This is a genomic window from Streptomyces sp. NPDC002788 (assembly GCF_053592115.1).
On the sequence record NZ_JBSFVB010000030.1, the window covers coordinates 24,397 to 45,052 of the forward strand.

A 20,656-nucleotide genomic window follows, 5' to 3' on the forward strand; every position below is an offset into this window, starting at 1 on the left:
TCATCGAGCCGAGGAGGACTCCGATGCCGGAGAAGCCCCGCCTGGAGCCCGTCGACGAGGCGGATCTCCAGGAGAAGACACTGGCGTCACTGGCGCCCTATCGCGATCAGGACGGCCGGATCTACGCGATCTGGGCGACCCTGGCCCACCACGAGGACGCGCTGCGCCGCTACCTCGTCTTCAGCAATCACGTGCTGGGCAAGAACACCCTGCCGCTGAAGTCCCGGGAGCTGATGATCCTGCGGATCGCCGCCCGGGCGCAGGCCGCGTACGAGTGGGACCAGCACGTCCGCATCGCCCGCCGTGCCGGCCTCGCCGACGAGACGATCCTGGCCGCCGCGACCGGCGCCTGGGAGGGGCTCGACGACCTCGACCAGGTGCTGCTCACCGCCACCGACTCGCTCGTCGGCCGGCAGGGCGTCGACGACGAGCTGTGGAACCGGCTGACCGCGCACCTGAGCACCGAGCAGGTCATCGACGTCCTCTACACCGTCGGCCAGTACCTGACCATCGCCACCGTCATCAACACGCTCGGCGTCCGGACGGAGGGCGACCTCGCACTCCCCCTCCCGCAGCCCGACCAGAAGGAAGTGCCCGCATGAAGCTCGCCCACCTCGCCGGCCGTCCCGTCCTCGTGCAGGGCGACCGCGCCCTCGACATCGCGGACGCCGGCAAGGGTGCGATCGAGCCGCGCCTGGAGGTCCTGTCCGACCTCTCCCTCCACGAGGAGCTGCGCGCGCTCGCCGAGCGCGCCGACGAGGCGGACTGGAAGCCCTTCGACCCACGCGACCTGGGCCGCGTCGCCAAGCCGTACAAGGCGATCGGGGTGGCTCTCAACTACCGGGCGCACGCCGAGGAGTCCAACCTCCCCGTGCCGGACGAGCCGTCGGTGTTCGCGAAGTTCGCCTCGTCCGTCGTCGGCCCCTACGACCGGATCGTCGTCGAGCCGCAGTACGACAAGGTCGACTACGAGGCCGAACTCGTCGTCGTCATGGGGAGGACCGGCAAGAACATCTCCGAGGCGGACGCCTGGTCGTACGTGGCGGGAGTGACCGCCGGGCAGGACATCAGCGACCGCCGCGAGCAGTGGCGCAAGCCGATCAACCAGTTCACGCTGCCGAAGTCGTACGACACCTTCAGCCCGATCGGCCCGTACCTGGTGACCGTCGACGAGTTCGAGGACCCGGACGACATCGAGGTGGCCGGCTGGGTCGACGACCTCGAAGTGCAGCGGGGCCGCACCTCGGACCTGATCTTCCCCGTGCCCGCGTTGATCGCCTGGCTGTCGAAGCGGGTGACGTTCGAGCCGGGCGACCTGATCTTCACCGGCACCCCGGCCGGCTGCGGCGTCCGCCGCACCCCGCGGCTGTACCTGACCGAGGGCAAGGTCCTGCGCACCGAGGTCACGGGCGTGGGCACTATGGTCAATCCGGTCGTCGCCGGCTAGGCAGAGGGAAGGGCGGGAGACCGTGACGGACACCGTGCGCGGGAAGGGGAGCACCGGCGCGAGCCGGACCCGGGAGTTCTCGGAGTTGCTGCGCCACCACCATCGTGAGCTGGGCACGACCGATCCCCGGGACCTCGACGCGATCGAGATGGTCACCGATCTCACCCGCCTCGAGGCACGGCTCACCAAGGACTTCGAGAAGCACGTCCACCGGCCGCTGGGCCTGACCTGGGCGGGCTTCCGGATCCTGAACGCCCTGTGGATCTACGGCCCGCTCGGCCAGCAGGACATCGGCCGGGTCTCGGGATCCACCCGGGCCAGCATCTCGAGCGCGCTCGCGACCCTGGAGAGCCGGGGCCTGGTCACCCGCGAGCGCGTCGAGTCCGACCGCCGTCAGCTGTTCGTCGAGCTGACCCCGGAGGGCCGTGAGACGCTGCGGCAGGCCATCGAGGCCCAGACCCAGCGCGAGCGCGCCTGGACCGGCGTACTCCGTGACGACCAGCTCAGTGAGCTGGTACATCTGCTGCGTACGCTGGTGAACCAGGAGACCCCGCCCGCGGAGTGACCGGGCCCCGGGGAACCAGCCGTCCACCGACCCGTGCTCGGAGCCGCCGTGGCACGGCCGCCGAAAATAGTCAGAACCTTTACCGTCAAGTATCTAACAGTAGGTTGGTTTCTCAAGGGAGAGAATCATGGTCCGTCGAGTCGTCACCGGTGTCAGCCCGAGCGGCAAGCCCGTGATCGTCAGTGACGGCGAGCCGCCGCGCACCAGTCGGTCCGTGCACACCCCCGGCTTCGCCCGCTCCCTCGTCTGGAACACGGCGGCCCCCGCCGTCCCGTCGGCCGATCCGACGGCATCCCTGGAGTCCTTCGTGCCCGCGCCGGGGGAGACGGTCGCGCTGACCGTCACCTTCCCGCCGGGCAGTGTCTACGCCGATCCCGGCTGGGACCCGGCCGCCGCGGCGGCCGAACAGCTGGAGTTCAGCCCCGGTCTCGCCGAGCTCTTCGAACCGGACAACCCGGGCATGCACACGACACCCACCGTCGACTACGGCGTGGTGCTCTCCGGCGAGCTGGTCCTCGACCTCGACGGCGGCGAGACCGCGGTCCTGGTGCCCGGCGACATCGTCGTACAGAACGCCACCCGCCACGCCTGGCGCAACAACGGCACAGAACCCGCCACGGCGTTCTTCGTCCTGATCGGCGCGGGCGGCACCTCATGAGCCCCCTGACGACGGCGGCACCCGGTGCGCCCGTCGTCGAGCTCGACCTGGCCGAGCTGCGCCGCGACCCGTATCCCGCCTACGCCGAGCTGCGCCGCACCGCACCGCTCGCCTGGGTCCCGTCGGTCGGACGCCACCTGCTGACCCGGTACGAGGACATCGTCCGCGCGGAGAAGTTCCCCGAGGTGTTCAGCTCCCGCGAGGAGGGCTCGCTGCTGCTGCGCACGGTCGGCCCGAACATGCTCCGCGAGGACGACCCGGAGCACCGGCGCCTGCGGGCCGCGGCCGAACCGCCCACCCGTCCCCGCCAGGTCCGCGACCTGTGGGCCGGCGCCTTCGAGCGCACCGCGCACGAACTGCTCGACCGCGTCGAGGGCCGCGGCGAGGCCGACCTCATCGCCGACTTCGCGGAGCCGCTCGCCGCCGCCAACCTGGCCCTGGTGCTGGGTCTGCGGAACGCGAGCGCGGACGACGTCGCCGACTGGTCGCGGGCGATGATGGCGGGCAACGGCAACTACGCCGACGACCCCGACGTCTGGCTCCGCGCCGAGCAGGCGACCCGGGCCATCGAGGAAGCGGTGGCCGAGACGGTCGAGGCCGTGCGCCGCGAGCCGGACGGCTCGGTGATCTCCTCCATGGTCCACGCGGCCGAGCCGGTGGAACTCGCCGAGATCCAGAACAACATCAAGGTCATCATCGGCGGAGGCGTCAACGAGCCGCGCGACGTCTTCGGCGTGGGCGCCTGGGCGCTGCTGCAACGCCCCGAGGCGCTGGAGAAGGTGCTCAAGGACCCGGCGTCCTGGAAACGGGTCTTCGAGGAGACCGCCCGCTGGATCTCGCCGATCGGCATGTACCCCCGCCAGCTGACCCAGGACTACGAGATCGCCGGCGTCACGCTGGCCGCCGGCAGCCGCGTGGCCCTCGTCATCGCCTCCGGCAACCGCGACGAGTCGGTCTTCGAGCGGGCCGAAGAGTTCGACCTCGACCGCCCGCACCGCCCCCACCTGGCTTTCGGCGGCGGACCGCACTTCTGCATGGGCGCGTGGGTCGCGCGCCACGAGGTCAGCGCGATCGCCTGGCCCCTCGTCTTCAGCCGTCTGAAGGGACTGCGCCTCGTCGAAGGCGCGGACGACCGCATGGACGGCTGGGTGTTCCGCGGTCTCACCTCGCTGCACGTCACCTGGCAAACCCCCTGAGCCGTCCCCATCGGGAGAACTTCATGCCCACCGTCATCTTCCGGTCGCCCGACGGGACCGAACGCAAGGTCACCGCCGAGTCTGGGACCGTCCTCATGCAGGCGGCCGTCGCCAACGGCGTCGAGGGCATCGTCGCCGAGTGCGGAGGCAACGCCTCCTGCGCCACCTGCCATGTCTACGTCGCCGAGGACCGGTCCGAGCTGGTGGGCCCGCCGGGCGACATCGAGGACGAGATGCTCGACTTCACCGCCGCCGAACGCCGGCCCACCAGCCGGCTCAGCTGCCAGATCCAGCTCACCGACGCCCTGGACGGACTGGTCGTCCACGTGCCCGAGGAGCAGGTATGACGAGCCCAGCGGGCGTGGTCGTCGTCGGCGGGGGGCAGGCCGGGTTCAGCGTCGTCTCGACGCTGCGCGCATCCGGCTACGCCGGTCCCGTCACCGTGTGCGCCGCGGAACCCCATCTGCCGTACCAGCGGCCGCCCTTGTCGAAGAAGGCGCACACCGAGCCGGACGGCCCGCGCGTCGAACTGGTGCCGGAGTCCTTCTACGGCGAGCGGGACATCGACCTCCGCCTCGGAGACGATGTGGTCAACCTCGACATCGTGGCCCGCACGGTCCTCACCCGGGCCGGCACCCGTCTCTCCTACGACCACCTGGTGCTGGCGACGGGCGCGCACAACCGTCGGTTGCCCGTTCCCGGCGCCGAGTTGGCCGGTGTCCACGCCCTGCGCTCCCTCGACGACGCCCTGACGATCGGCCGGGCGCTGGAGACGGCCCGTGACGTGGTGGTCGTCGGCGGCGGGTTCATCGGGCTGGAGCTGGCCCGGGTCGCCCTGGCCCGCGGCGCCCGGGTGACCGTCGTGGAACTGGCCGACCGGCTGCTGAGCCGGGCCGTGTCGCCGGAACTGGAACCGCGACTGCGGGAACGGCACGAGCGCGCCGGTGTCCGGATCCTCACCGGGACCGCCGTACAGGCCCTCGAAGGCGCGGGACAGGTCGAGCGGGTCGTCACCTCGCACGGCGTTCTGCCCGCCGGCCTCGTGGTCTACGGCATCGGCGCCGTACCCAGGGACGACCTCGCCCGGGAGGCCGGACTGGAGGTGGCCGACGGCGTGGTCGTGGACGAGCAGTTGCGCTCGGTCACCGATCCGCGGGTCTCGGCTGTCGGCGACTGCGCCCGGCATCCGCACCCGCACGCGGAGGGACTGGTGCGGCTGGAGTCCGTGCAGAACGCCATCGACCAAGGGGCGTTGGTGGGCCGCCGTATCGCGGGCTCGCCTGCCGCGTACGAGAGCCTGCCGTGGTTCTGGAGCGACCAGGGAGACGTCAAGTTGCAGATCGCCGGGCTGCGGTCCCCTTCCGACGAAGTGCTGCTGGTACCGGGCGAATCCCCTGAGCGGCTGGCCGCGTACGCCTTCCGCGCGGACCGGCTGGTGGCTGTCGAGACGCTGAACTGGCCCGCCGAGCACCTGGCCGCCCGCCGGCTGCTTCAGGGGCGAACGCCGGTGTCGGCCGCCGACCTGGCGGGGACGACCCTCGGCGTGCTCGCCCGCGCCAGACGCACCGCGGAGGTGAGGGCATGACCAGCACCTTCGGCGCACACCTCGCCGTCAGCGCGGCCGAGGCCGGTCACCGGACCGCCCTGGTCTTCGAGGACCGGACCTGGACCTACGCCGAGCTCGACCTCGCGGTACGGCGCACCGTCGCCCTGCTCGACAAGTTCGGGGTGCGCAAGGGCGATCGGGTGGTGATGCAGGGGGTAGCCCGGCCCGAGGCGTTGATCACGCTGTTCGCGGTGACGCGGATGGGGGCGGTGCTCGTGCCGCTGCACCCGCAGGCGACCGAGGGCGAACTCGCCGTCGTGTGCGAGGAGACCGGCCCGACCGCCCTGGTCGCCGACGAGACGTTTCCTGCGGTCTCCGGTCTCCGCCTGGCCTGGGAGGAACTGCATCCCGAGGACGACGACGGACCCGAGACGGTTGGGCACGCCACCCCGGTCGGCTCCGACACCGCGATCATCGCGTTCACGTCCGGCACCTCCGGCCGTCCCAAGGGCGTCGCGCTGACCCACGACAACCTGTACTGGAGCATGGTGGGCGGACTGGCGCGGCTGCCCTTCGGCGCGGACGACACCGCGCTCGTCTGCACCCCGCTGGCGCATGTCGCCGTGCTGGGCGGGCTTCCGCAGTACACCTGGGCGAGGCGCGGCACGGTGATCCTGGCCCCGCGCTTCGATCCGGACCTGTTCGTCGACCTGGTACGCGACCACAAGGTCACCTGCGCCTTCGCCGTACCTGCCATGTCCGCCCTGCTGGCCCGCCACCCCCGGTTCGGCAGCCAGGACCTGGACACCCTGCGGTGGATCCTGTCCGGCGGCTCACCCGCCCAGACCGCCACCCGCGAGCAGTTCCGGGCCCGCGGGGTCGGCGTGGTCAACTCCTACGGCCTGACCGAGACCGCGGCCGGGGTGACGTACTCCGCGCCCGACGAACCGGCCGACTCCACCGGAACACCCATCGCGCAGGTCGACTTGCGGGTCGTCGACGCGGCCGGGTCGCCCGCCCCGCCGGACTCGCCCGGCGAGATCTGGGTGCGCGGGCCGTCGGTGGCCGCCGACTACTGGACCGCTGCCGGGCCGACGGCCGTGACCGACCCCGAGGGCTGGTTCCACACCGGGGACCGGGGGCTCTTCGACACCGAGGGCAGGCTCTCGGTGGTCGGGCGGCTCAAGGACACCATCATCACCGGCGGGGAGAACGTCGATCCCGCCGAGGTCGAGAACGCGCTCGCCGACTTCCCCGGTGTCGTCGAAGTCGCGGTCTCCGGGGCGCCGGACCCGGTCTGGGGCGAGCTGGTGACCGCCTTCCTGGTCACCGACTCCGGCGGGCCCACCCTGGACGACGTCCGTGCCCACCTCGACGGCAGGCTCGCCCGGCACAAGTGGCCCCGGCGGCTGTGCGTCGTACCCGCCCTGCCCCGCGGGGCCACCGGAAAGCTCCAGCGCGCGCGGCTGACGACGCTGCTGGACAACTGACCCACCCTCCACAACTCCCTGAGACCGCGCCACGTTCGGCGCCGTCTCCCCCAGTCGTACCCGAAGCCGAACCCGAGGAGACGCCATGAGTGCGACCATGCGAGCCGCGCGGATGCACGCCGTCGGCGAGCCGATGAGGATCGAGGAACTGCCCGTTCCCGAGCCCGGCCCCGGTGACGTCCGCGTGGCCGTCCACGCCGTCAACATCGTTCCGAACCTCGCCAACATCCTGAACATGTGGACGACCTGGTTCCCGCACAGCCCCCTGCCGACCCTGCCGGCGGTCTTCGGTCTCGACCCGGCGGGCGTCGTCGAGGCGGTCGGCGAGGGCGTCCAGGCCTTCAAGCCGGGCGACCGGGTCTACGTCAACCCGGGCCGCTCCTGCGGATCTTGTCGCTCCTGTCGGGGCGGCGACTCGATCAACTGCGCCAGCTACGCATTCGCCGGATACTTCGGCTTCTCCCCGACCGCGATCGACCTGCTCGACCGCTACCAGGGCGGGCTCGCCGAGTACATGGTCGCCCCGGCCTACAGCCTGGTGAAACTGCCCGACAACCTGTCCTTCGAGGCCGCCGCCCGCTTCGGCTACATCGGCACCATGTACTCGGCGCTGCGCAAGGCCGAGGCCGGCCCGGGCAAGACCATCCTGATCAACGGCATCAGCGGCACCCTGGGCATCGCCGCCGCGCTCCTCGCCCCCGCCATGGGACTCACCCACGTGTACGGCACCGGCCGGGACAAGGCCCTGCTCGACCAGGTCGGCAAGTTGGCGGGCGGCCGGCTGAACCTGCACTCCCTGGACGACGGCCCGCTCGACGACTGGGTCCGCGAGGAGACCGGCGGCTACGGCGCCGACATCTACATCGACGCCCTCGGCCCCGGTGCCCCGCACGAGACGTTCCGCGCGGGCATGCGGGCGATGGCACGCGGCGGCATCGCCGTCAACATCGGCGCCGTCGCCGGTGATCTGCCGATCGACATCCACCGGATGATGGACCAGCAGCTGCGGCTGATCGGCTCGGCGTGGTTCACCTCCGCCGAGGGCCAGACCATGGCCGACATGGCGGGCGCTGGCCTACTGGACCTGAGCCCGCTGGAGCACCACGTGTACCCCCTGGAGCAGGTCAACGAGGCCATCAGCGGGATCGCCGTGCGCAACGGCGGCTTCAGCAACTTCATCATCAGCCCTACGGCCACCTCGTGAGCCGAGGGCCGTCGGCGACTCCCCGGGCCGACGGCCCCCTTCCCCTCAACCTCTGTTTGGAGCACAGATGCACGCCCAGCACGCCCCGCGCCCGGCCGACCCCCTCGACCTCGTCGAAATCGACAGCCTGCTGACCCCCGACGAGCGGGCCGTGCGCGACGCCGTCCGCACCTTCTGCGACCGCCGCGTCGAACCGCACATCGCCGAGTGGTTCGAGCAGGGGGAGATCGAGGACATCCGCGGCCTCACCAAGGAACTCGGCGAACTCGGCCTGCTGGGCATGCACCTGGAGGGCTACGGCTGCGCGGGCATGAGCGCGGTCGACTACGGCCTGGCCTGTCTGGAGCTGGAGGCGACCGACTCCGGACTGCGCTCCCTGGTCTCGGTGCAGGGCTCTCTGGCCATGTACGCGATCCACGCCTTCGGCTCCGAGGAGCAGAAGCAGGAGTGGCTGCCCCGCCTCGCGGCCGGCACCGCCATCGGCTGCTTCGGCCTCACCGAGCCCGACTCCGGCTCCGACCCGGGCAGCATGCGCACGGCGGCCCGCCGCGACGGCGACGACTGGATCCTCGACGGCCGCAAGATGTGGATCACCAACGGCTCGGTCGCCGACGTGGCCGTCGTCTGGGCCCGTACGGACGACGGCGTCCGCGGATTCGTCGTCCCGACCGACACCCCGGGCTTCTCCGCCCCCGCCATCAAGCACAAGATGTCCCTGAGGGCCTCGGTGACCAGCGAACTCGTGCTGGATTCGGTACGACTGCCCGGATCCGCCGTGCTACCGGAGGTACGGGGCCTGCGCGGGCCGCTGTCCTGCCTCAACGAGGCGCGCTACGGCATCGCGTGGGGCGCCATGGGTGCCGCACGGTCGTCCTTCCGGGCCGCCCTGGCCTATGCGGGCGACCGGGTCCAGTTCGGCCGCCCGATCAGCTCCTTCCAGCTCACTCAGGCCAAACTCACCGACATGTCACTGGAGTTGGCCAAGGGCACGCTGCTCGCCTTCCACCTCGGCCGTATCAAGGACGACCGCGGGCTTCGCCCCGAGCAGGTCAGTCACGGCAAGCTCAACAACACCCGTACCGCGTTGGAGATCTGCCGCACCGCCCGGACGATCCTCGGCGCCAACGGCATCTCGCTGGAGTACCCGGTGATCCGGCACGCCAACAACCTGGAGTCGATCCTCACCTACGAGGGCACCGTGGAGATGCACACCCTGATGATCGGGCAGGCACTGACGGGCCAGGCGGCGTTCCGGTGAGTGACGCGCCAGGGCCCGGCATCCGCCGGGTCGGGGTCGTCGGCTGCGGTCTGATGGGCGCGGGCATCGCCGAGGTCTGCGCCCGGGCCGGGCTGGACGTGGTGGTGCACGAGGTGCACGCGGGCGCGACCGGGGCCGGCCGGTCCCGGATCGCCGCTTCGCTGGAGCGCGGCGTACGGCGCGGCAAGCTCTCCGGAACGGAACGCGACGCCGCCCTCGACCGGGTGCGGGTCACCACGGACCTGGCGGAACTGGCCGACCGGGACCTGGTGGTGGAGGCGGCGACGGAGGACGAGAAGGTCAAGGTCGAGCTGTTCGCCGAGCTGGACCGGGTCGTCACCCGCGAGGACGCGCTGCTCGCCTCGAACACCTCCTCCCTCCCCATCATGAAACTGGGCATGGCCACCACACGCCCGCACCAGGTGATCGGGGTCCACTTCTTCAACCCGGTGCCGGTGCTGGAGCTCGTGGAGATCGTCCCGTCGCTGCTGACGGCTCCTCAGGCGCAGTCCCGCGCAGAGGACTTCGTCACGGAGGTGCTGGGCAAGAAGGTCATCCGTGCCCAGGACCGGGCCGGGTTCGTGGTGAACGCCCTGCTGGTGCCCTATCTGCTCTCCGCGATCCGGATGCTGGAGTCCGGCCACGCCTGCGCGGAGGACATCGACACGGGCATGGTCCTCGGCTGCGCCCACCCCATGGGACCGCTGAGCCTGGCCGACCTGATCGGCCTGGACACCCTCACGGCCATAGCCGAGGCGATGTACGCGGACTTCAAGGACCCGCAGCACGCCCCGCCACCCCTGCTGCTGCGCATGGTGGAGGCCGGTCTGCTCGGCCGGAAATCCGGGCGCGGCTTCCACGACTACTCCGAGAAGGGCGACTGATCACATGGCACAGGAAGTACGCGGTGTGATCGCACCGGGCAAGGGCGAGCCGGTGCGGGTGGAAACGGTCCTCGTGCCCGACCCGGGACCGGGGGAGGCGGTGGTGCGCGTCCAGGCCTGCGGGGTGTGCCACACCGACCCCCACTACACGCAGGGCGGAATCAGCGACGACTTCCCCTTCCTTGCTCGGGCATGAGGCCGCCGGGGTGGTGGAGTCCGTCGGCGAGGACGTCACCGACGTCGCGGTCGGGTCGACCTGCACCTGCAAGGCCGCCTGCCGTTGGAGCGGTTCGTCACCGAGACGATCCAACTCACTGACGTCCAGAAGGCGTTCGAGCGGATGCACCACGGTGACGTGCTGCGTTCGGTGGTGGTGCTGTGATGGCCGCGCGCATCGAACGCCTCGTCACCTCGGGCACCTTCAGGCTGGACGGCGGCAGCTGGGAGGTGGGCAACAACGGTGTGGATCGTCGGCGACGACCACGAGGTGATCGTCATCGACGCCGCCCATGACGCCGACGCCATCGCCGAGGCCGTCGGGGACCGGCGCCTGACGGCCATCGTGTGCACCCATGCCCACAACGACCACATCGATGCCGCGCCCGCCCTCGCCGACCGCACCGGCGCACCGGTCTTCCTGCATCTGGACGACCAGCTGCTGTGGAAGCACACCCACCCCGACCGTGACCCCGACGGCTACCTCTCGGACGGCCGCCGCCTCACCGTCGCGGCGACGGAACTCAAGGTCGTGCACACGCCCGGTCACACGCCCGGCAGTGTCTGCCTTCACTCCGAGGAACTGACCACGGTGTTCACCGGGGACACTCTCTTCCACGGCGGCCCCGGGGCCACAGGACGTTCGTACTCGCACTTCCCGACGATCATCCGGTCGATCCGCGACCTCCTGCTGACTTTGCCCCCGGACACCGGTGTGCGGCCCGGCCACGGGGACAGCACCACCATCGGGGCCGAAGGTCCGCACCTCACCGCATGGATCGAGCGCGGACACTGACCGGACGCGAGGTGGCCCCTCCCTCGCACAGGAGGTGAAGCGCCGTGTGCTGAGCCGTCCCGCAGCCCCTTACGGGGTCGTTGCCGATTCAGTCGAGCTGCTGGGGCCTTCCTCCATTGAGCGTGGCGCCCGCTACGAAGGCGGACCAGTGCAGCAGAGCAACACCACACGGGCCCTGGTGCACGACCGGTTGCCACTCGCCGGCTGTGGTCGTACCTCCTGCATGCAGGAGAGCTCGGCGGTAGCCTGGGCGGCCGAGTCGGGAGAGGGGCATAACTCGGTGGACGACGCGGCATACGGCGAGATCGGCGGGGCCCGGCGGCGGGCGCGCGGGGAGCTGGAGAGTGCTGTCCTCGCCGCTCTGTGGGCGGCCGAGGAGGCGCTGACGGCGGGGCAGGTGAGGAGCCGGCTGCCGGGGGACCTGGCGTACACGACCGTGCTGACGATCCTGTCGCGCCTGTATGACAAGGGAATGCTCGCCCGCCATCGACAGGGGCGTGGCTACGCTTACGAGCCCGCCCGGGACGAGGCATCGCACACCGCCGAGCAGATGCGGACCCTGCTGGACCACGGCACAGACAGGGAGGCCGTGCTCGCCCGGTTCGTCTCCGGGCTTTCGGAAGAGGACGAACACATGCTGAACCGGTTGCTGTCCGGCAGCGACCACGACCCTCACTCCGAGCGCCACGAAGGGCCGTGACCTGTCCGGCTCAGCGCCTGCATCCCCGTCCTCTTCTCCGGCCCGACGGCTCGCCCCCTGCCCGGCGGTAGGGGCGTCGGCCTGCGCACTGTTCACCCCCCGCCGAGGCGGCGGGCGCTGCCGTGCGTGGCCGGTGAAGCGCTGCTCGTCGGGCTCGCCCACCCTGTCCGTGGTCCGTGGCGCGGAAAATGACTGTGCGGCCAGACAGTGCCTGGCCGCGTCGGGCGAGGTTGCGGTGCTCACGGCATCGGCCTGTCACCGGCTTGCTCACCGGGCGGGGACCGAAGCCGGTCGGCTGCGGGTCTCACAGCGCGCCCCGCGCCCTCACTTCACCAGTACCTAGCCTCGGCAGAAGGGAGTTCAGCCCCCACAGCGTGACCCGCCACAGCGCCTCGGCCACGATGGCGCGGCTCATCTTGCTGACGCCGTGCTCCCGTTCGACGAAGGTGATCGGCACCTCCACGACCGTGAATCCTCGTGCCACGGTCCGGCGCAGCAGGTCGACCTGGAAGCAGTAGCCTTGCGAGCGGACGTGGTCCAGACCGATGCCCTGCAGCGTGCGCACCCGGAACACCCGGTAGCCGCCGGTCACGTCGCGCACCGGCAGCCGCAACAGCAGCCGGGAGTACGCGCTGCCGCCACGCGAGAGCCATTCGCGGCTCTTCGGCCAGTTGACCACTTGCCCTCCGGCCACCCAGCGTGAACCAAGGACCAGGTCGGCCCCCTGGTCCAGTGCGGCGAGCAACCGGGGCAGCTCCTCGGGACGGTGCGAGCCGTCGGCGTCCATCTCCACCAGAACCTGGTAACCGCGGTTGATCCCCCAGCGGAAACCGGCCAGGTAGGCCGCCCCCAACCCCTCCTTGCCCATGCGGTGCAGCACGTGCACCTGCCGATCCGCCTCGGCGAGCTCGTCGGCGATCTTCCCCGTGCCGTCGGGGCTGTTGTCGTCGCAGATGAGAAGGTCGGCCCGCGGCACGGCGGTCCGCAGTCTGCTGGTGATGTCGCTGATGTTGTCGGCTTCGTTGTACGTCGGGACGACGACCAGCAGGCGGTCGCCGGATTGGTAGCTCACAAGCACATGGCCTTCCGTCGGGAACCTCGCGGACACAACTTCCCTCTACAAGATGTAGTAGATGGATCTTTGGTTGCTTCAGCAGCCGCGCCCGCACAGCGGGATGGGAACGAGGAGACCTTCACCATGGCTGATAGCCCCGGCGCCGACGGTGTCACCCTGGTACGGCAGCGCGACACACCGGTGCCGTCGACGCCGCTCGTGATCGCTGTGCCTGGAGCCGCACCGCCGCAGTTGCACCGGGGGATGACGGTCCTCGCCACGGTGAGCCTGTTCATCGGCACCCGTTCGGCCTGGACCGACGCGATGGTGTCGGATCCGGTGGTCGCCGGAATCATCTCCGTCTGCTATGCGGGGATCCTGCTCTGCGGTGTCCTCGCTCTGTCAGCCCGCGGCCGGCGTGCACTGGGCAGGGTCGACGCCGGTGTGCTGGCGCTGGCGGTGGTTCTCGCGGTCTGCAAGTACTGGCTGAACCACGCCGGCACCGACGAGGGCGCACTGACCGCCAAGGCCGCCGCTGAGATCCTTCGAGGCCACCCCGTCTACGGCCAGCCCTGGCCGTGGCTCTTCGACACGCCGAAGGTCGGAATCACCAAGACCATGTCCGGAGGGGCGGACTACACCTATGGCTACCCGCCGTTGACAGCCCTGCTCGCAGCTCCCGTGCACGCCGTCGTTCATTCGACGGCGGCGGCCACCCTGGTGACCACCGGGGCGCTGCTGGCCGGCTCGGTCGTGCTGTGGGTGCTGCTGCCGGCACCCTGGCGGCCGGCGGCCACCGCACTCTGCCTCGGCTTCGGTCTCCTGCCCGGGTACGCCTACGCCGGCTACCCGGCGATCACCGCCCTCGCCCTCCTGGTTCCGGCAGTGGTCCGCTGGCCCTCCACCGGCGCCGACGGGCTTCTCGGAAGGAAGGGAGTGCTGCGAGCCGTCTGCCTGGGCGCCGCCTGCGCCGCCCAGCAACTCGCCTGGTTCCTCCTCCCCTTCCTCCTCATCGGCATCTACGCCGTACGGCGCGGCGAACTCGGGCCCCGCCGCGCCTTGGCCGTGCTCGGCCGCTACACCGGCATCGCCGCCCTCACCTGGGCTGCAATCAACGCCTGCTTCGCAGCTCAGAACTTCCACGACTGGCTGCACGGGCTGCTGCTGCCCCTGACCCAGAAGGCGATCCTGCACGGCCAGGGCGTCATGGGCATCTCCTACTACTTCACCGCCGGCAGCAGCCACCTCGACTACTACTCCTACGGAACCGACCTGCTGCTCATCGGTCTCCTGGCCGCCACAGTCCTGTTCGTCCGGCGGCTCGGCCCGGCCCTCACCGTGCTGCCCTGGCTGCCCTTCTACCTGGCCACCCGCTCCCAGGACGGCTACTTCCTGATGATGACCCCGCTGTGGCTCGCCGCGGCCGCCACCGTCCCCACCGCCGCAGTCGCCACCGCCTGGCAGCCCCGCCTACCGCGCCTCAACGGCCGGCGCGCCAAGGCCGCCCTGGCAGCGGGGCTGATGGCCCCCGCCGTGCTGTGCGTCGGCATCGCGGCCGCCAGTCCACCCCCGCTGCGCATGAGCGTGGCTCCCCGCTTCACCCACCGGCCCCGTTCCGGCACCGCCGGCGCCCCCCGCATCACCGCCGCCACGGTACGGGCCGTCAACACCACCGACGAGACGCTCGCTCTGCACTTCGCCAGCCGCGCCGGGCAGGGCGCCTCGAACTGGTGGAAGGTCGTCTCCGGCCCCGCGGCCCTCGCGCCGCACGCTTCGGCCACCTATGTCGTCAGGCCGCAGGGTGGTTCCCACGCCGTGCCCGGCGGCTCGCGTCCCCGCATGTACCTCATCGCCGTCACCGGTACCCCGATGACGATCACCACCGCCCGTATCCCGCCTTCCGGTTCCACTGCCCGGTGATCCGCATCCTCCGGGTGGGAGCAGACGACGCAGCAGGCCCCAGTGTCCTGTCCCTCATGCAACGGAGCCGGACGCTGCCGATCTCGCCCACCAGAAGGTTCGCGGGCCGCCGACCGGGAGCGCGCCACGGCGAGAACCACGGTTCGGCCGCCGCCCGCCCACACGGCACGTGGCGCAGAGGCCGCCTGCCTTCAATCAGCGGCTCTCCTCTCCCTGGGCAACCTCGACGTCGTGGTGGAAGGCGAGCACGCCGGCCGCCCCGGCGGAGACCGACAGAACCGCGCAGGCCGCCAGGAGAAGGGCGATACAGCGCGTGGCGCGCGAGCGCCGCTCGGAGGGCGTGAGGAGGGCGGCGACGCGTTGCGGAACGGGACCGGTCGTGGCCGCGGGTGCGAAGTCCGGGCGGGTGGATCGGGAGGCTTGGCCGGCGAGGGCGGCGCGGGCGATGGCGGTGGCGATCAGGCGCCGGTCGCCGAGGGTGGTGGCGGCGGCCTCGTCGGCAGCCCGCTCGGCGGCGAGCCGGATGGTGGCGCGTGTGGTGCGCAGGGCGGGGTGGCAGTGGGCGGCGAGTTCGGCGACGGCCAGGAAGAAATGGTGGCCGGCCCGGTTGTGGGCGCGTTCGTGGGCGAAGAGGGCTTCGCGTTCGGCGGGGCCGAGGCTGCGCAGCATCGCGGTGGTGACGACGATGCGGTGGGGGCGTCCTGGCAGGGCGTACGCATCGGGGTGGGGCGAGTCGATGACGCAGAGGTCGCCGGCGGCGGGGCGACGGTCGGCCTGCGTCCGGGCGACGCGAAAGACACGGACCTGCCGGAGCGCCGAGCGCGCCAGCGTCCAGGCGCTGAGCGTGAGCACTCCGGTGGCCGCCGCGGCCGAGGGCAGGACGAGGAAGTCCGAGGGCGTGCGCAGGGGATGGACGAGCTCACCGAGCGCGGCGAAGGCAGGGACTTTGAGCAGTCCGATCAGGACCAGGGCGCCGAGGGCGGCGACGCAGGAACCGGCCAGCGCCAGAACCGAGGCGGTGAGGACCCACAACGCCGTGACCGGGGCCAGGTGATCGAGGGTACGTCGGGCCAGTACCGGCGCGAGGAAGGGCAGGATCAGCGGTATCAGCAGCAGAAAGGTCATTGCTCGTCACCGTCCAGCAGCTGGCGCAGGAGCTGCTCGTCGTCGGGTCCGAGCTGGGCGACGAAGCGCGCCAGGACCGTCTCCCGGTCGGCGTCCCGGTCGAGTTCGGTGTGCATGCGCCGGGCGGTCAGGCCGGGAGCGTCCTGCACGGGAAAGTAGACGTAGCCCCGCCCCTGCCGTTCACGGCCGACCGCGCCTTTCTCGTGCAGCCGGGTCAGGATCGTCGTCACCGTCGTCCGGGCCAGCCCCGAGCCGAGTTCGGTCTGCACCCGGGCCGCGGTCAGCGGGACCCCGGCGGCCCACAGGGCGGCCATGACGGCGGCTTCCAGCTCGCCCGCCGGACGCCTTTCGTCCTTCGCGTTGGTCATGGAACCTTCCTCGCCCCGCTATCGTCTACAGTCCAGTAGACCGTCTACAACATTGTAGTCACTCGTCGGGTGCCGCTGCGCCGCATCCGACGGACCGGATGAAGGAGCCCTCGGCAATGACCCCACCCACGCCCCTATCCTTGCAGCTCGCCGTCAATGTGCTGGATGCCCGTTCGCTGCTGTCTGCTTTCGGCGTGCTGGGCGTGGGTGTGGTGCTGTTCGCCGAGACGGGCCTGCTGATCGGCTTCTTCCTCCCGGGCGACTCGCTGCTGTTCACGGCCGGCCTGCTGTGCACCGGCACCGCCGACCGCGCCCTGAAACTGTCGCTCGCCCCACTGCTGGTCGCCGCGGCGGTGGGGGCTCTGGCGGGCTCGCAGTGCGGATATCTCCTCGGCCGGAAAGCGGGCGGCGCCCTGCTCGCCCGCAGCCGCTCGCCCCGCCTGCACGAAGGGGCGAGACGGGCGGAGGAACTGCTGCAGCGCTACGGATGCGCGAAGGCGATCGTACTGGCCCGCTTCGTCCCGGTGGTGCGTACGGTGCTGAATCCGATGGCGGGCGCGCTGCGGGTGCCTGTGCGGACGTTCACCGTCTGGCAGGTGTCGGGCGGGCTCGTGTGGAGCACGGGGCTCACGCTGGCGGGATACGCGCTGGGCTCCTCCGTCCCGAACGTGGACCGCTACCTGCTGCCGATGGTCGCGGTGATCGTGGCCCTGTCGCTGGTTCCGCTCGCCTGCGAGGCGTACCGCTCGCGCCGGGACGCGAAGGTGAAGGAGGCCCGCGCATGATCCTCGCCTTCGACGGTTCGTCGATCGACGGCTCCGCCTACATCGACGTGGTGAACCTGGCCCGGCGCTCCCCTTCATGGTTGGACCACGCGGTGTCGGCCTGGTCGACGTACGGGCTCGGGCTGTTCGCCGTGCTCATGGCCGTCGGCTGGTGGCGTGCCCGGAGGGTGGGCGCCACGGCATCCGTGACGGCGCTCGCCGTGCCGTTCGTCGTGGTCCTGGCCTATGCGGTCAACACAGGGCTGAAGCTGCTGGTGCGCGAGGACCGGCCCTGTCAGAGCCTGCACGTGACCCCGCTGGAGGCGTGCCCCGCGCCCGGAGACTGGTCCTTCCCCAGCAACCACGCCGCCATCGCCGCCGCGGCGGCCGTCGCCCTGCTGTTCGTCTCCCGCCGGCTCGGCGCGGTCGCCGCGGTGACCGCCTGCGCGATGGCGGCCTCACGAGTCTGGGTCGGCGCGCACTACCCCCACGACGTGGTGGCGGGAGTCGCGGTGGGAGCCGTGGTCGCGCTCAGCGCGATGGTCGCACTGCGGCGACGTCCGCAGGCCCTCGTCCGGCACATCACGGCCACGCGGTTGCGTCAGCTGCTGGTGCCGTCATGAAGCGTGGCGACGTGGCCGAGCTGGCCGGGAGTGTCGGCCTCGGCGCGTGGGCGGCGTTCGGTGTGCTGAGCATGGTCGTCGTGGGCGACGGCATGCCGCTGTTCGCGGACAGCGGCCTTCTGTCCTGGTCCGTCGGCCACCGGCCGGACGTGGCGGTGGCGTTCGCCCGCGGGCTGACCGCCACCGGGACGGGTGCCGTCCCGTACCTGCTGGCCGTGGTGGCCGGAATCACCGCGGGGCGTACCCCGCGGCAGCGGATGACGGCCGTCGCGCTCTGTCTGGCCGGCCTCGGGGCAGGCCAGGCCCTGCGGTACGGGGTGATGACGCTCGTCGCCCGGCCCCGGCCGCCGGACGCTGACTGGGCAGCTCACGCATCGGGGTGGGCGTTCCCGTCCGGTCACGCCACCACGGCCGGCCTCACCGCCGGACTGCTCGTCATCGCCGTCCGCGTGCGCGGTCCGCGCGGCAGGACCCCGCTCACCCTGGTCATCGGCGGTTGGGGCGCGCTGGTCGGGCTGACCCGCGTGTACCTCGGAGTGCACTGGTTCACCGACGTCGTCGCCGGCTGGCTGTTCGCCGTCGGCTGGCTGGGGGTGTGCCTGTGGGCCGTGGCTTGCCGGCTGCCCGAGAGCTGGACCCCCGGTACGACGGACACGGCACGGGAGGCGACCGGGCCGAGGGACACATCAGGCGGCCGAACGGACACGGCACGAGAGCCGAAGGAGGACCATGCACCCCAAGATCCTGGTCGTCGAGGACGATCACGCCCTGCGTGACGTGCTGGTGCGCGGACTGCGCGACGACGACTTCGACACGGTGCCCGCGCCGGACGGTGCCACCGCCCTGCGGCTGGCCGCCGACGACATGGCCGCCGCCGTGCTCGACGTCGGACTGCCCGACGCCGACGGGCGAGACGTGTGCCAGGCGATGCGCGCGAACGGATTCCTCTCCCCCGTCATCTTCCTCACGGCCCATCACCGACTCGCCGACCGGCTGTCCGGCTTCTCCGCCGGGGGCGACGACTACCTGTCCAAGCCGTTCCACCTCAGCGAACTCGCGGCCCGCCTGCGGGCAGCGGTCAAAAGGACCGAACCACGACCCGCGACCACAGCGAGGGACCTGGTACTGGACCCCGTCCGGCACGGGATCAGTGTTCATGGCACCCGAATCGCGCTCACACCGACCGAGTTCCGTCTCATGGCCGCGCTCATGGCGGCATCCGGCGGCATCGTGCGCCGCCGCGAGTTGCTCCGAGCGGGCTGGCCCGAGGGCGCCCAGGTCAGCGACAACACCCTCGACCAGTACCTGACCCGGCTGCGCCGCAAACTGCGGGACGCGGGCAGCGACCACACGATCGGCACGGCCCGAGGCATCGGCCACCATCTGTCATGAGCACAGTCCGCCACCGGCCGCACCCCCGCCGCCGCGGAGGGACCGTCCTGACCGCGCTTGCGCACCGGCTGACTCCCAGCACGCTGCGCGGTCGACTGTCCCTGGTGGCGCTGGCCACAGCCGCCCTCCTGATGGTGATCCTCACCGTCGCCTTCAACGCCGTGGCCCAGCAACGCCTTCAGCACCAGGCAGACGACGAGCTGCGCACCCGCGCCGCCGCCGTCGCGACGACCGTCGACACCAGCGGCACGACCGTCCACGTCCTGGAAACCCCCCACGACAACCTCCTCGACGCCAACGTGTGGATCTACGCCGGCCGACGCCTGCTGGAAGAGCCGCCGACCGCCGGCCCACTGACCCGCGTCGCCGACGCACTCGCCCGGCGGGGCGGGCCACGTTGCGTCACCGCCGACGCCCGGGACCCCCTGCGGCTGTGCGCCCAGCCCGTATCCGGAGACAAGAGCGAGGCCACCGTGGTCACCGCGCTGGACCTCTCCCCGTACCGGAGTTCGGCCGGCACCCTGCTCCTGGGATCGCTCGCTCTGGACGCCGTCATGCTCGGCTGCACCTACGCCCTGACGCGGCTGGCGGTGGGCCGTGCGTTGCGCCCCGTGCGCACGATGACCGACCAGGCCACCCAGTGGAGCGCCGTCGCCTCCGAAGAAAGATTCAGCAGCACGCGGCGCCCGGCCGAACTCGCCCGCCTCGGTACGTCACTGGACGCGCTGCTGGACCGCATCCGCACCGTCCTGCGCCACGAGCGGCGGCTCACCGGGGAACTGTCGCACGAACTGCGTACGCCACTGAGCCGGATCATCGCCGAACTCGACTGGTGGCAGTCCCGCCCTCGCTCGCCCGCCCAGACCCGGGCCGTCCACAAGGTCATCGCGGATGCCGCCGAGTCCATGCACGGCATCTGCGACACCCTCCTGGACGACGCCCGCGACGGCACGCTCACCGCTCCCGGCACCGCCGAGGTCCTGCCCACGCTGCGTCACCTCGTCGAACTCCTCGAACTGCCAAGCCACTTGACGATCACCGGCAACGACCCCCAGCTGGCCGCCGGTGTCCCATCCGCCCTCCTCGAACGCATCGTCAGCCCGCTCCTCACCAACGCCTGTCGCTACGCCGACTCGAGCGTCACCGTCCGCGCGTATCGCGCGCCCGGGGGCGTACGCATCGACGTCATCGACGACGGGCCCGGCGTACCACCTCGGTTCGCCGAGCAGCTCTTCCAGCCCGGCCGACGGGCGGATCCCGGCGACGGACACGGCGGAGCGGGGCTGGGACTGCCGCTGGCGCGTCGCCTGGCCCGCTCCGCCGGCGGCGAGGTGACGTACGACCCCGGGCACGCGCCGGGAGCACGGTTCGTGGTCAGCCTGCCTCCCGGGTGACGGGACCGCCTGGCCGGCAGGCCGTGCCCGCTCCGTGCGGCATCACGGCATCACGG

At 71.5% G+C, this 20,656-nt stretch carries 21 protein-coding genes and 2 pseudogenes; 20 read left to right on the top strand and 3 right to left on the bottom strand.

Annotated features, from left to right (window positions below; genetic code table 11):
• Positions 1-23 precede the first annotated feature (23 nt).
• From ACWD1U_RS35550 to ACWD1U_RS35615, 14 genes and pseudogenes are all read left to right on the top strand, one after another.
• Positions 24-602, top strand: a complete 579-nt coding sequence (locus tag ACWD1U_RS35550) for a carboxymuconolactone decarboxylase family protein (RefSeq protein ID WP_451113497.1) — start codon at positions 24-26, stop codon at positions 600-602.
• Complete coding sequence (locus ACWD1U_RS35555; RefSeq protein WP_451113498.1) at positions 599-1,447, top strand: fumarylacetoacetate hydrolase family protein; 849 nt, start codon at positions 599-601, stop codon at positions 1,445-1,447. Before ACWD1U_RS35550 ends, ACWD1U_RS35555 begins: the two co-directional genes overlap by 4 nt.
• Before the next feature lie 22 nt (positions 1,448-1,469).
• Positions 1,470-2,012 carry a MarR family winged helix-turn-helix transcriptional regulator gene (locus ACWD1U_RS35560; RefSeq protein WP_451113499.1) on the top strand — a complete coding sequence of 181 codons (543 nt, stop codon included), beginning with the start codon at positions 1,470-1,472 and terminating at the stop codon, positions 2,010-2,012.
• Between the two features lie 127 nt (positions 2,013-2,139).
• Positions 2,140-2,670 (top strand): cupin domain-containing protein, encoded by a 531-nt coding sequence (locus tag ACWD1U_RS35565; RefSeq protein WP_451113500.1) that lies wholly within the window; start codon positions 2,140-2,142, stop codon positions 2,668-2,670.
• Positions 2,667-3,866 carry a cytochrome P450 gene (locus ACWD1U_RS35570; RefSeq protein ID WP_451113501.1) on the top strand — a complete coding sequence of 400 codons (1,200 nt, stop codon included), beginning with the start codon at positions 2,667-2,669 and terminating at the stop codon, positions 3,864-3,866. Before ACWD1U_RS35565 ends, ACWD1U_RS35570 begins: the two co-directional genes overlap by 4 nt.
• 23 nt (positions 3,867-3,889) lie before the next feature.
• Positions 3,890-4,213, top strand: coding sequence for a 2Fe-2S iron-sulfur cluster-binding protein (locus tag ACWD1U_RS35575; RefSeq protein WP_451113502.1), 324 nt, complete (start codon positions 3,890-3,892; stop codon positions 4,211-4,213).
• Positions 4,210-5,451 (top strand): NAD(P)/FAD-dependent oxidoreductase, encoded by a 1,242-nt coding sequence (locus ACWD1U_RS35580; RefSeq protein WP_451113503.1) that lies wholly within the window; start codon positions 4,210-4,212, stop codon positions 5,449-5,451. The genes ACWD1U_RS35575 and ACWD1U_RS35580 overlap by 4 nt, the downstream gene beginning before the upstream one ends.
• Complete coding sequence (locus ACWD1U_RS35585; protein WP_451113504.1) at positions 5,448-6,902, top strand: class I adenylate-forming enzyme family protein; 1,455 nt, start codon at positions 5,448-5,450, stop codon at positions 6,900-6,902. Before ACWD1U_RS35580 ends, ACWD1U_RS35585 begins: the two co-directional genes overlap by 4 nt.
• Positions 6,903-6,987: 85 nt before the next feature.
• A complete protein-coding gene (locus ACWD1U_RS35590; RefSeq protein ID WP_451113505.1) occupies positions 6,988-8,106 on the top strand; it encodes an alcohol dehydrogenase catalytic domain-containing protein in 1,119 nt (372 codons plus the stop codon).
• Between the two features lie 67 nt (positions 8,107-8,173).
• Positions 8,174-9,364: an acyl-CoA dehydrogenase family protein gene (locus ACWD1U_RS35595; RefSeq protein ID WP_451113506.1), complete on the top strand. Its 1,191-nt coding sequence runs from the start codon at positions 8,174-8,176 to the stop codon at positions 9,362-9,364.
• Complete coding sequence (locus tag ACWD1U_RS35600; protein WP_451113507.1) at positions 9,361-10,248, top strand: 3-hydroxybutyryl-CoA dehydrogenase; 888 nt, start codon at positions 9,361-9,363, stop codon at positions 10,246-10,248. Before ACWD1U_RS35595 ends, ACWD1U_RS35600 begins: the two co-directional genes overlap by 4 nt.
• Positions 10,249-10,252: 4 nt before the next feature.
• Positions 10,253-10,499: pseudogene (locus ACWD1U_RS35605) on the top strand (alcohol dehydrogenase catalytic domain-containing protein); the annotation flags it as partial.
• Between the two features lie 130 nt (positions 10,500-10,629).
• Positions 10,630-11,260, top strand: a pseudogene (locus tag ACWD1U_RS35610) (MBL fold metallo-hydrolase).
• A 280-nt stretch (positions 11,261-11,540) separates the two neighbouring features.
• Positions 11,541-11,960: a BlaI/MecI/CopY family transcriptional regulator gene (locus tag ACWD1U_RS35615; RefSeq protein WP_451113508.1), complete on the top strand. Its 420-nt coding sequence runs from the start codon at positions 11,541-11,543 to the stop codon at positions 11,958-11,960.
• A gap of 304 nt (positions 11,961-12,264) precedes the next feature.
• On the opposite strand, the gene ACWD1U_RS35620 is transcribed toward ACWD1U_RS35615, so the two are convergent.
• Positions 12,265-13,032, bottom strand: coding sequence for a polyprenol monophosphomannose synthase (locus ACWD1U_RS35620; RefSeq protein WP_451113509.1), 768 nt, complete (start codon positions 13,030-13,032; stop codon positions 12,265-12,267).
• Between the two features lie 246 nt (positions 13,033-13,278).
• Between ACWD1U_RS35620 and ACWD1U_RS35625 the strand changes: the two genes are divergently transcribed.
• On the top strand, positions 13,279-14,934 hold the full coding sequence (locus ACWD1U_RS35625; protein ID WP_451113535.1) for a hypothetical protein: 1,656 nt from the start codon (positions 13,279-13,281) through the stop codon (positions 14,932-14,934).
• A gap of 195 nt (positions 14,935-15,129) precedes the next feature.
• On the opposite strand, the gene ACWD1U_RS35630 is transcribed toward ACWD1U_RS35625, so the two are convergent.
• Entirely contained in the window at positions 15,130-16,059 is a 930-nt protein-coding gene (locus tag ACWD1U_RS35630; RefSeq protein WP_451113510.1) for a M48 family metalloprotease, read from the bottom strand.
• Positions 16,056-16,427 (bottom strand): BlaI/MecI/CopY family transcriptional regulator, encoded by a 372-nt coding sequence (locus ACWD1U_RS35635; RefSeq protein ID WP_451113511.1) that lies wholly within the window; start codon positions 16,425-16,427, stop codon positions 16,056-16,058. The genes ACWD1U_RS35630 and ACWD1U_RS35635 overlap by 4 nt, the downstream gene beginning before the upstream one ends.
• A 116-nt stretch (positions 16,428-16,543) precedes the next feature.
• Between ACWD1U_RS35635 and ACWD1U_RS35640 the strand changes: the two genes are divergently transcribed.
• Genes ACWD1U_RS35640 through ACWD1U_RS35660 form a run of 5 tightly spaced genes read left to right on the top strand, consistent with a single transcriptional unit; the run spans position 16,544 to position 20,600 of the window.
• Positions 16,544-17,212: a DedA family protein gene (locus tag ACWD1U_RS35640; protein WP_451113512.1), complete on the top strand. Its 669-nt coding sequence runs from the start codon at positions 16,544-16,546 to the stop codon at positions 17,210-17,212.
• On the top strand, positions 17,209-17,814 hold the full coding sequence (locus ACWD1U_RS35645; RefSeq protein WP_451113513.1) for a phosphatase PAP2 family protein: 606 nt from the start codon (positions 17,209-17,211) through the stop codon (positions 17,812-17,814). Before ACWD1U_RS35640 ends, ACWD1U_RS35645 begins: the two co-directional genes overlap by 4 nt.
• Entirely contained in the window at positions 17,811-18,590 is a 780-nt protein-coding gene (locus ACWD1U_RS35650) for a phosphatase PAP2 family protein (RefSeq protein WP_451113514.1), read from the top strand. The genes ACWD1U_RS35645 and ACWD1U_RS35650 overlap by 4 nt, the downstream gene beginning before the upstream one ends.
• A complete protein-coding gene (locus ACWD1U_RS35655; protein ID WP_451113515.1) occupies positions 18,544-19,206 on the top strand; it encodes a response regulator transcription factor in 663 nt (220 codons plus the stop codon). The genes ACWD1U_RS35650 and ACWD1U_RS35655 overlap by 47 nt, the downstream gene beginning before the upstream one ends.
• Positions 19,203-20,600 carry a sensor histidine kinase gene (locus tag ACWD1U_RS35660; RefSeq protein WP_451113516.1) on the top strand — a complete coding sequence of 466 codons (1,398 nt, stop codon included), beginning with the start codon at positions 19,203-19,205 and terminating at the stop codon, positions 20,598-20,600. The genes ACWD1U_RS35655 and ACWD1U_RS35660 overlap by 4 nt, the downstream gene beginning before the upstream one ends.
• The last annotated feature ends 56 nt before the right edge of the window (positions 20,601-20,656 follow it).

Bases quoted from the DNA above. Each gene is read 5' to 3' on its own strand.
- ACWD1U_RS35550 (WP_451113497.1), top strand. From the start codon at position 24: ATGCCGGAGAAGCCCCGCCTGGAGCCCGTCGACGAGGCGGATCTCCAG.
- ACWD1U_RS35555 (WP_451113498.1), top strand. From the start codon at position 599: ATGAAGCTCGCCCACCTCGCCGGCCGTCCCGTCCTCGTGCAGGGCGAC.
- ACWD1U_RS35565 (WP_451113500.1), top strand. From the start codon at position 2,140: ATGGTCCGTCGAGTCGTCACCGGTGTCAGCCCGAGCGGCAAGCCCGTG.
- ACWD1U_RS35570 (WP_451113501.1), top strand. From the start codon at position 2,667: ATGAGCCCCCTGACGACGGCGGCACCCGGTGCGCCCGTCGTCGAGCTC.
- ACWD1U_RS35575 (WP_451113502.1), top strand. From the start codon at position 3,890: ATGCCCACCGTCATCTTCCGGTCGCCCGACGGGACCGAACGCAAGGTC.
- ACWD1U_RS35580 (WP_451113503.1), top strand. From the start codon at position 4,210: ATGACGAGCCCAGCGGGCGTGGTCGTCGTCGGCGGGGGGCAGGCCGGG.
- ACWD1U_RS35585 (WP_451113504.1), top strand. From the start codon at position 5,448: ATGACCAGCACCTTCGGCGCACACCTCGCCGTCAGCGCGGCCGAGGCC.
- ACWD1U_RS35590 (WP_451113505.1), top strand. From the start codon at position 6,988: ATGAGTGCGACCATGCGAGCCGCGCGGATGCACGCCGTCGGCGAGCCG.
- ACWD1U_RS35595 (WP_451113506.1), top strand. From the start codon at position 8,174: ATGCACGCCCAGCACGCCCCGCGCCCGGCCGACCCCCTCGACCTCGTC.
- ACWD1U_RS35625 (WP_451113535.1), top strand. From the start codon at position 13,279: ATGACGGTCCTCGCCACGGTGAGCCTGTTCATCGGCACCCGTTCGGCC.
- ACWD1U_RS35630 (WP_451113510.1), bottom strand. From the start codon at position 16,059: ATGACCTTTCTGCTGCTGATACCGCTGATCCTGCCCTTCCTCGCGCCG.
- ACWD1U_RS35635 (WP_451113511.1), bottom strand. From the start codon at position 16,427: ATGACCAACGCGAAGGACGAAAGGCGTCCGGCGGGCGAGCTGGAAGCC.
- ACWD1U_RS35640 (WP_451113512.1), top strand. From the start codon at position 16,544: ATGACCCCACCCACGCCCCTATCCTTGCAGCTCGCCGTCAATGTGCTG.
- ACWD1U_RS35645 (WP_451113513.1), top strand. From the start codon at position 17,209: ATGATCCTCGCCTTCGACGGTTCGTCGATCGACGGCTCCGCCTACATC.
- ACWD1U_RS35650 (WP_451113514.1), top strand. From the start codon at position 17,811: ATGAAGCGTGGCGACGTGGCCGAGCTGGCCGGGAGTGTCGGCCTCGGC.
- ACWD1U_RS35655 (WP_451113515.1), top strand. From the start codon at position 18,544: ATGCACCCCAAGATCCTGGTCGTCGAGGACGATCACGCCCTGCGTGAC.
- ACWD1U_RS35660 (WP_451113516.1), top strand. From the start codon at position 19,203: ATGAGCACAGTCCGCCACCGGCCGCACCCCCGCCGCCGCGGAGGGACC.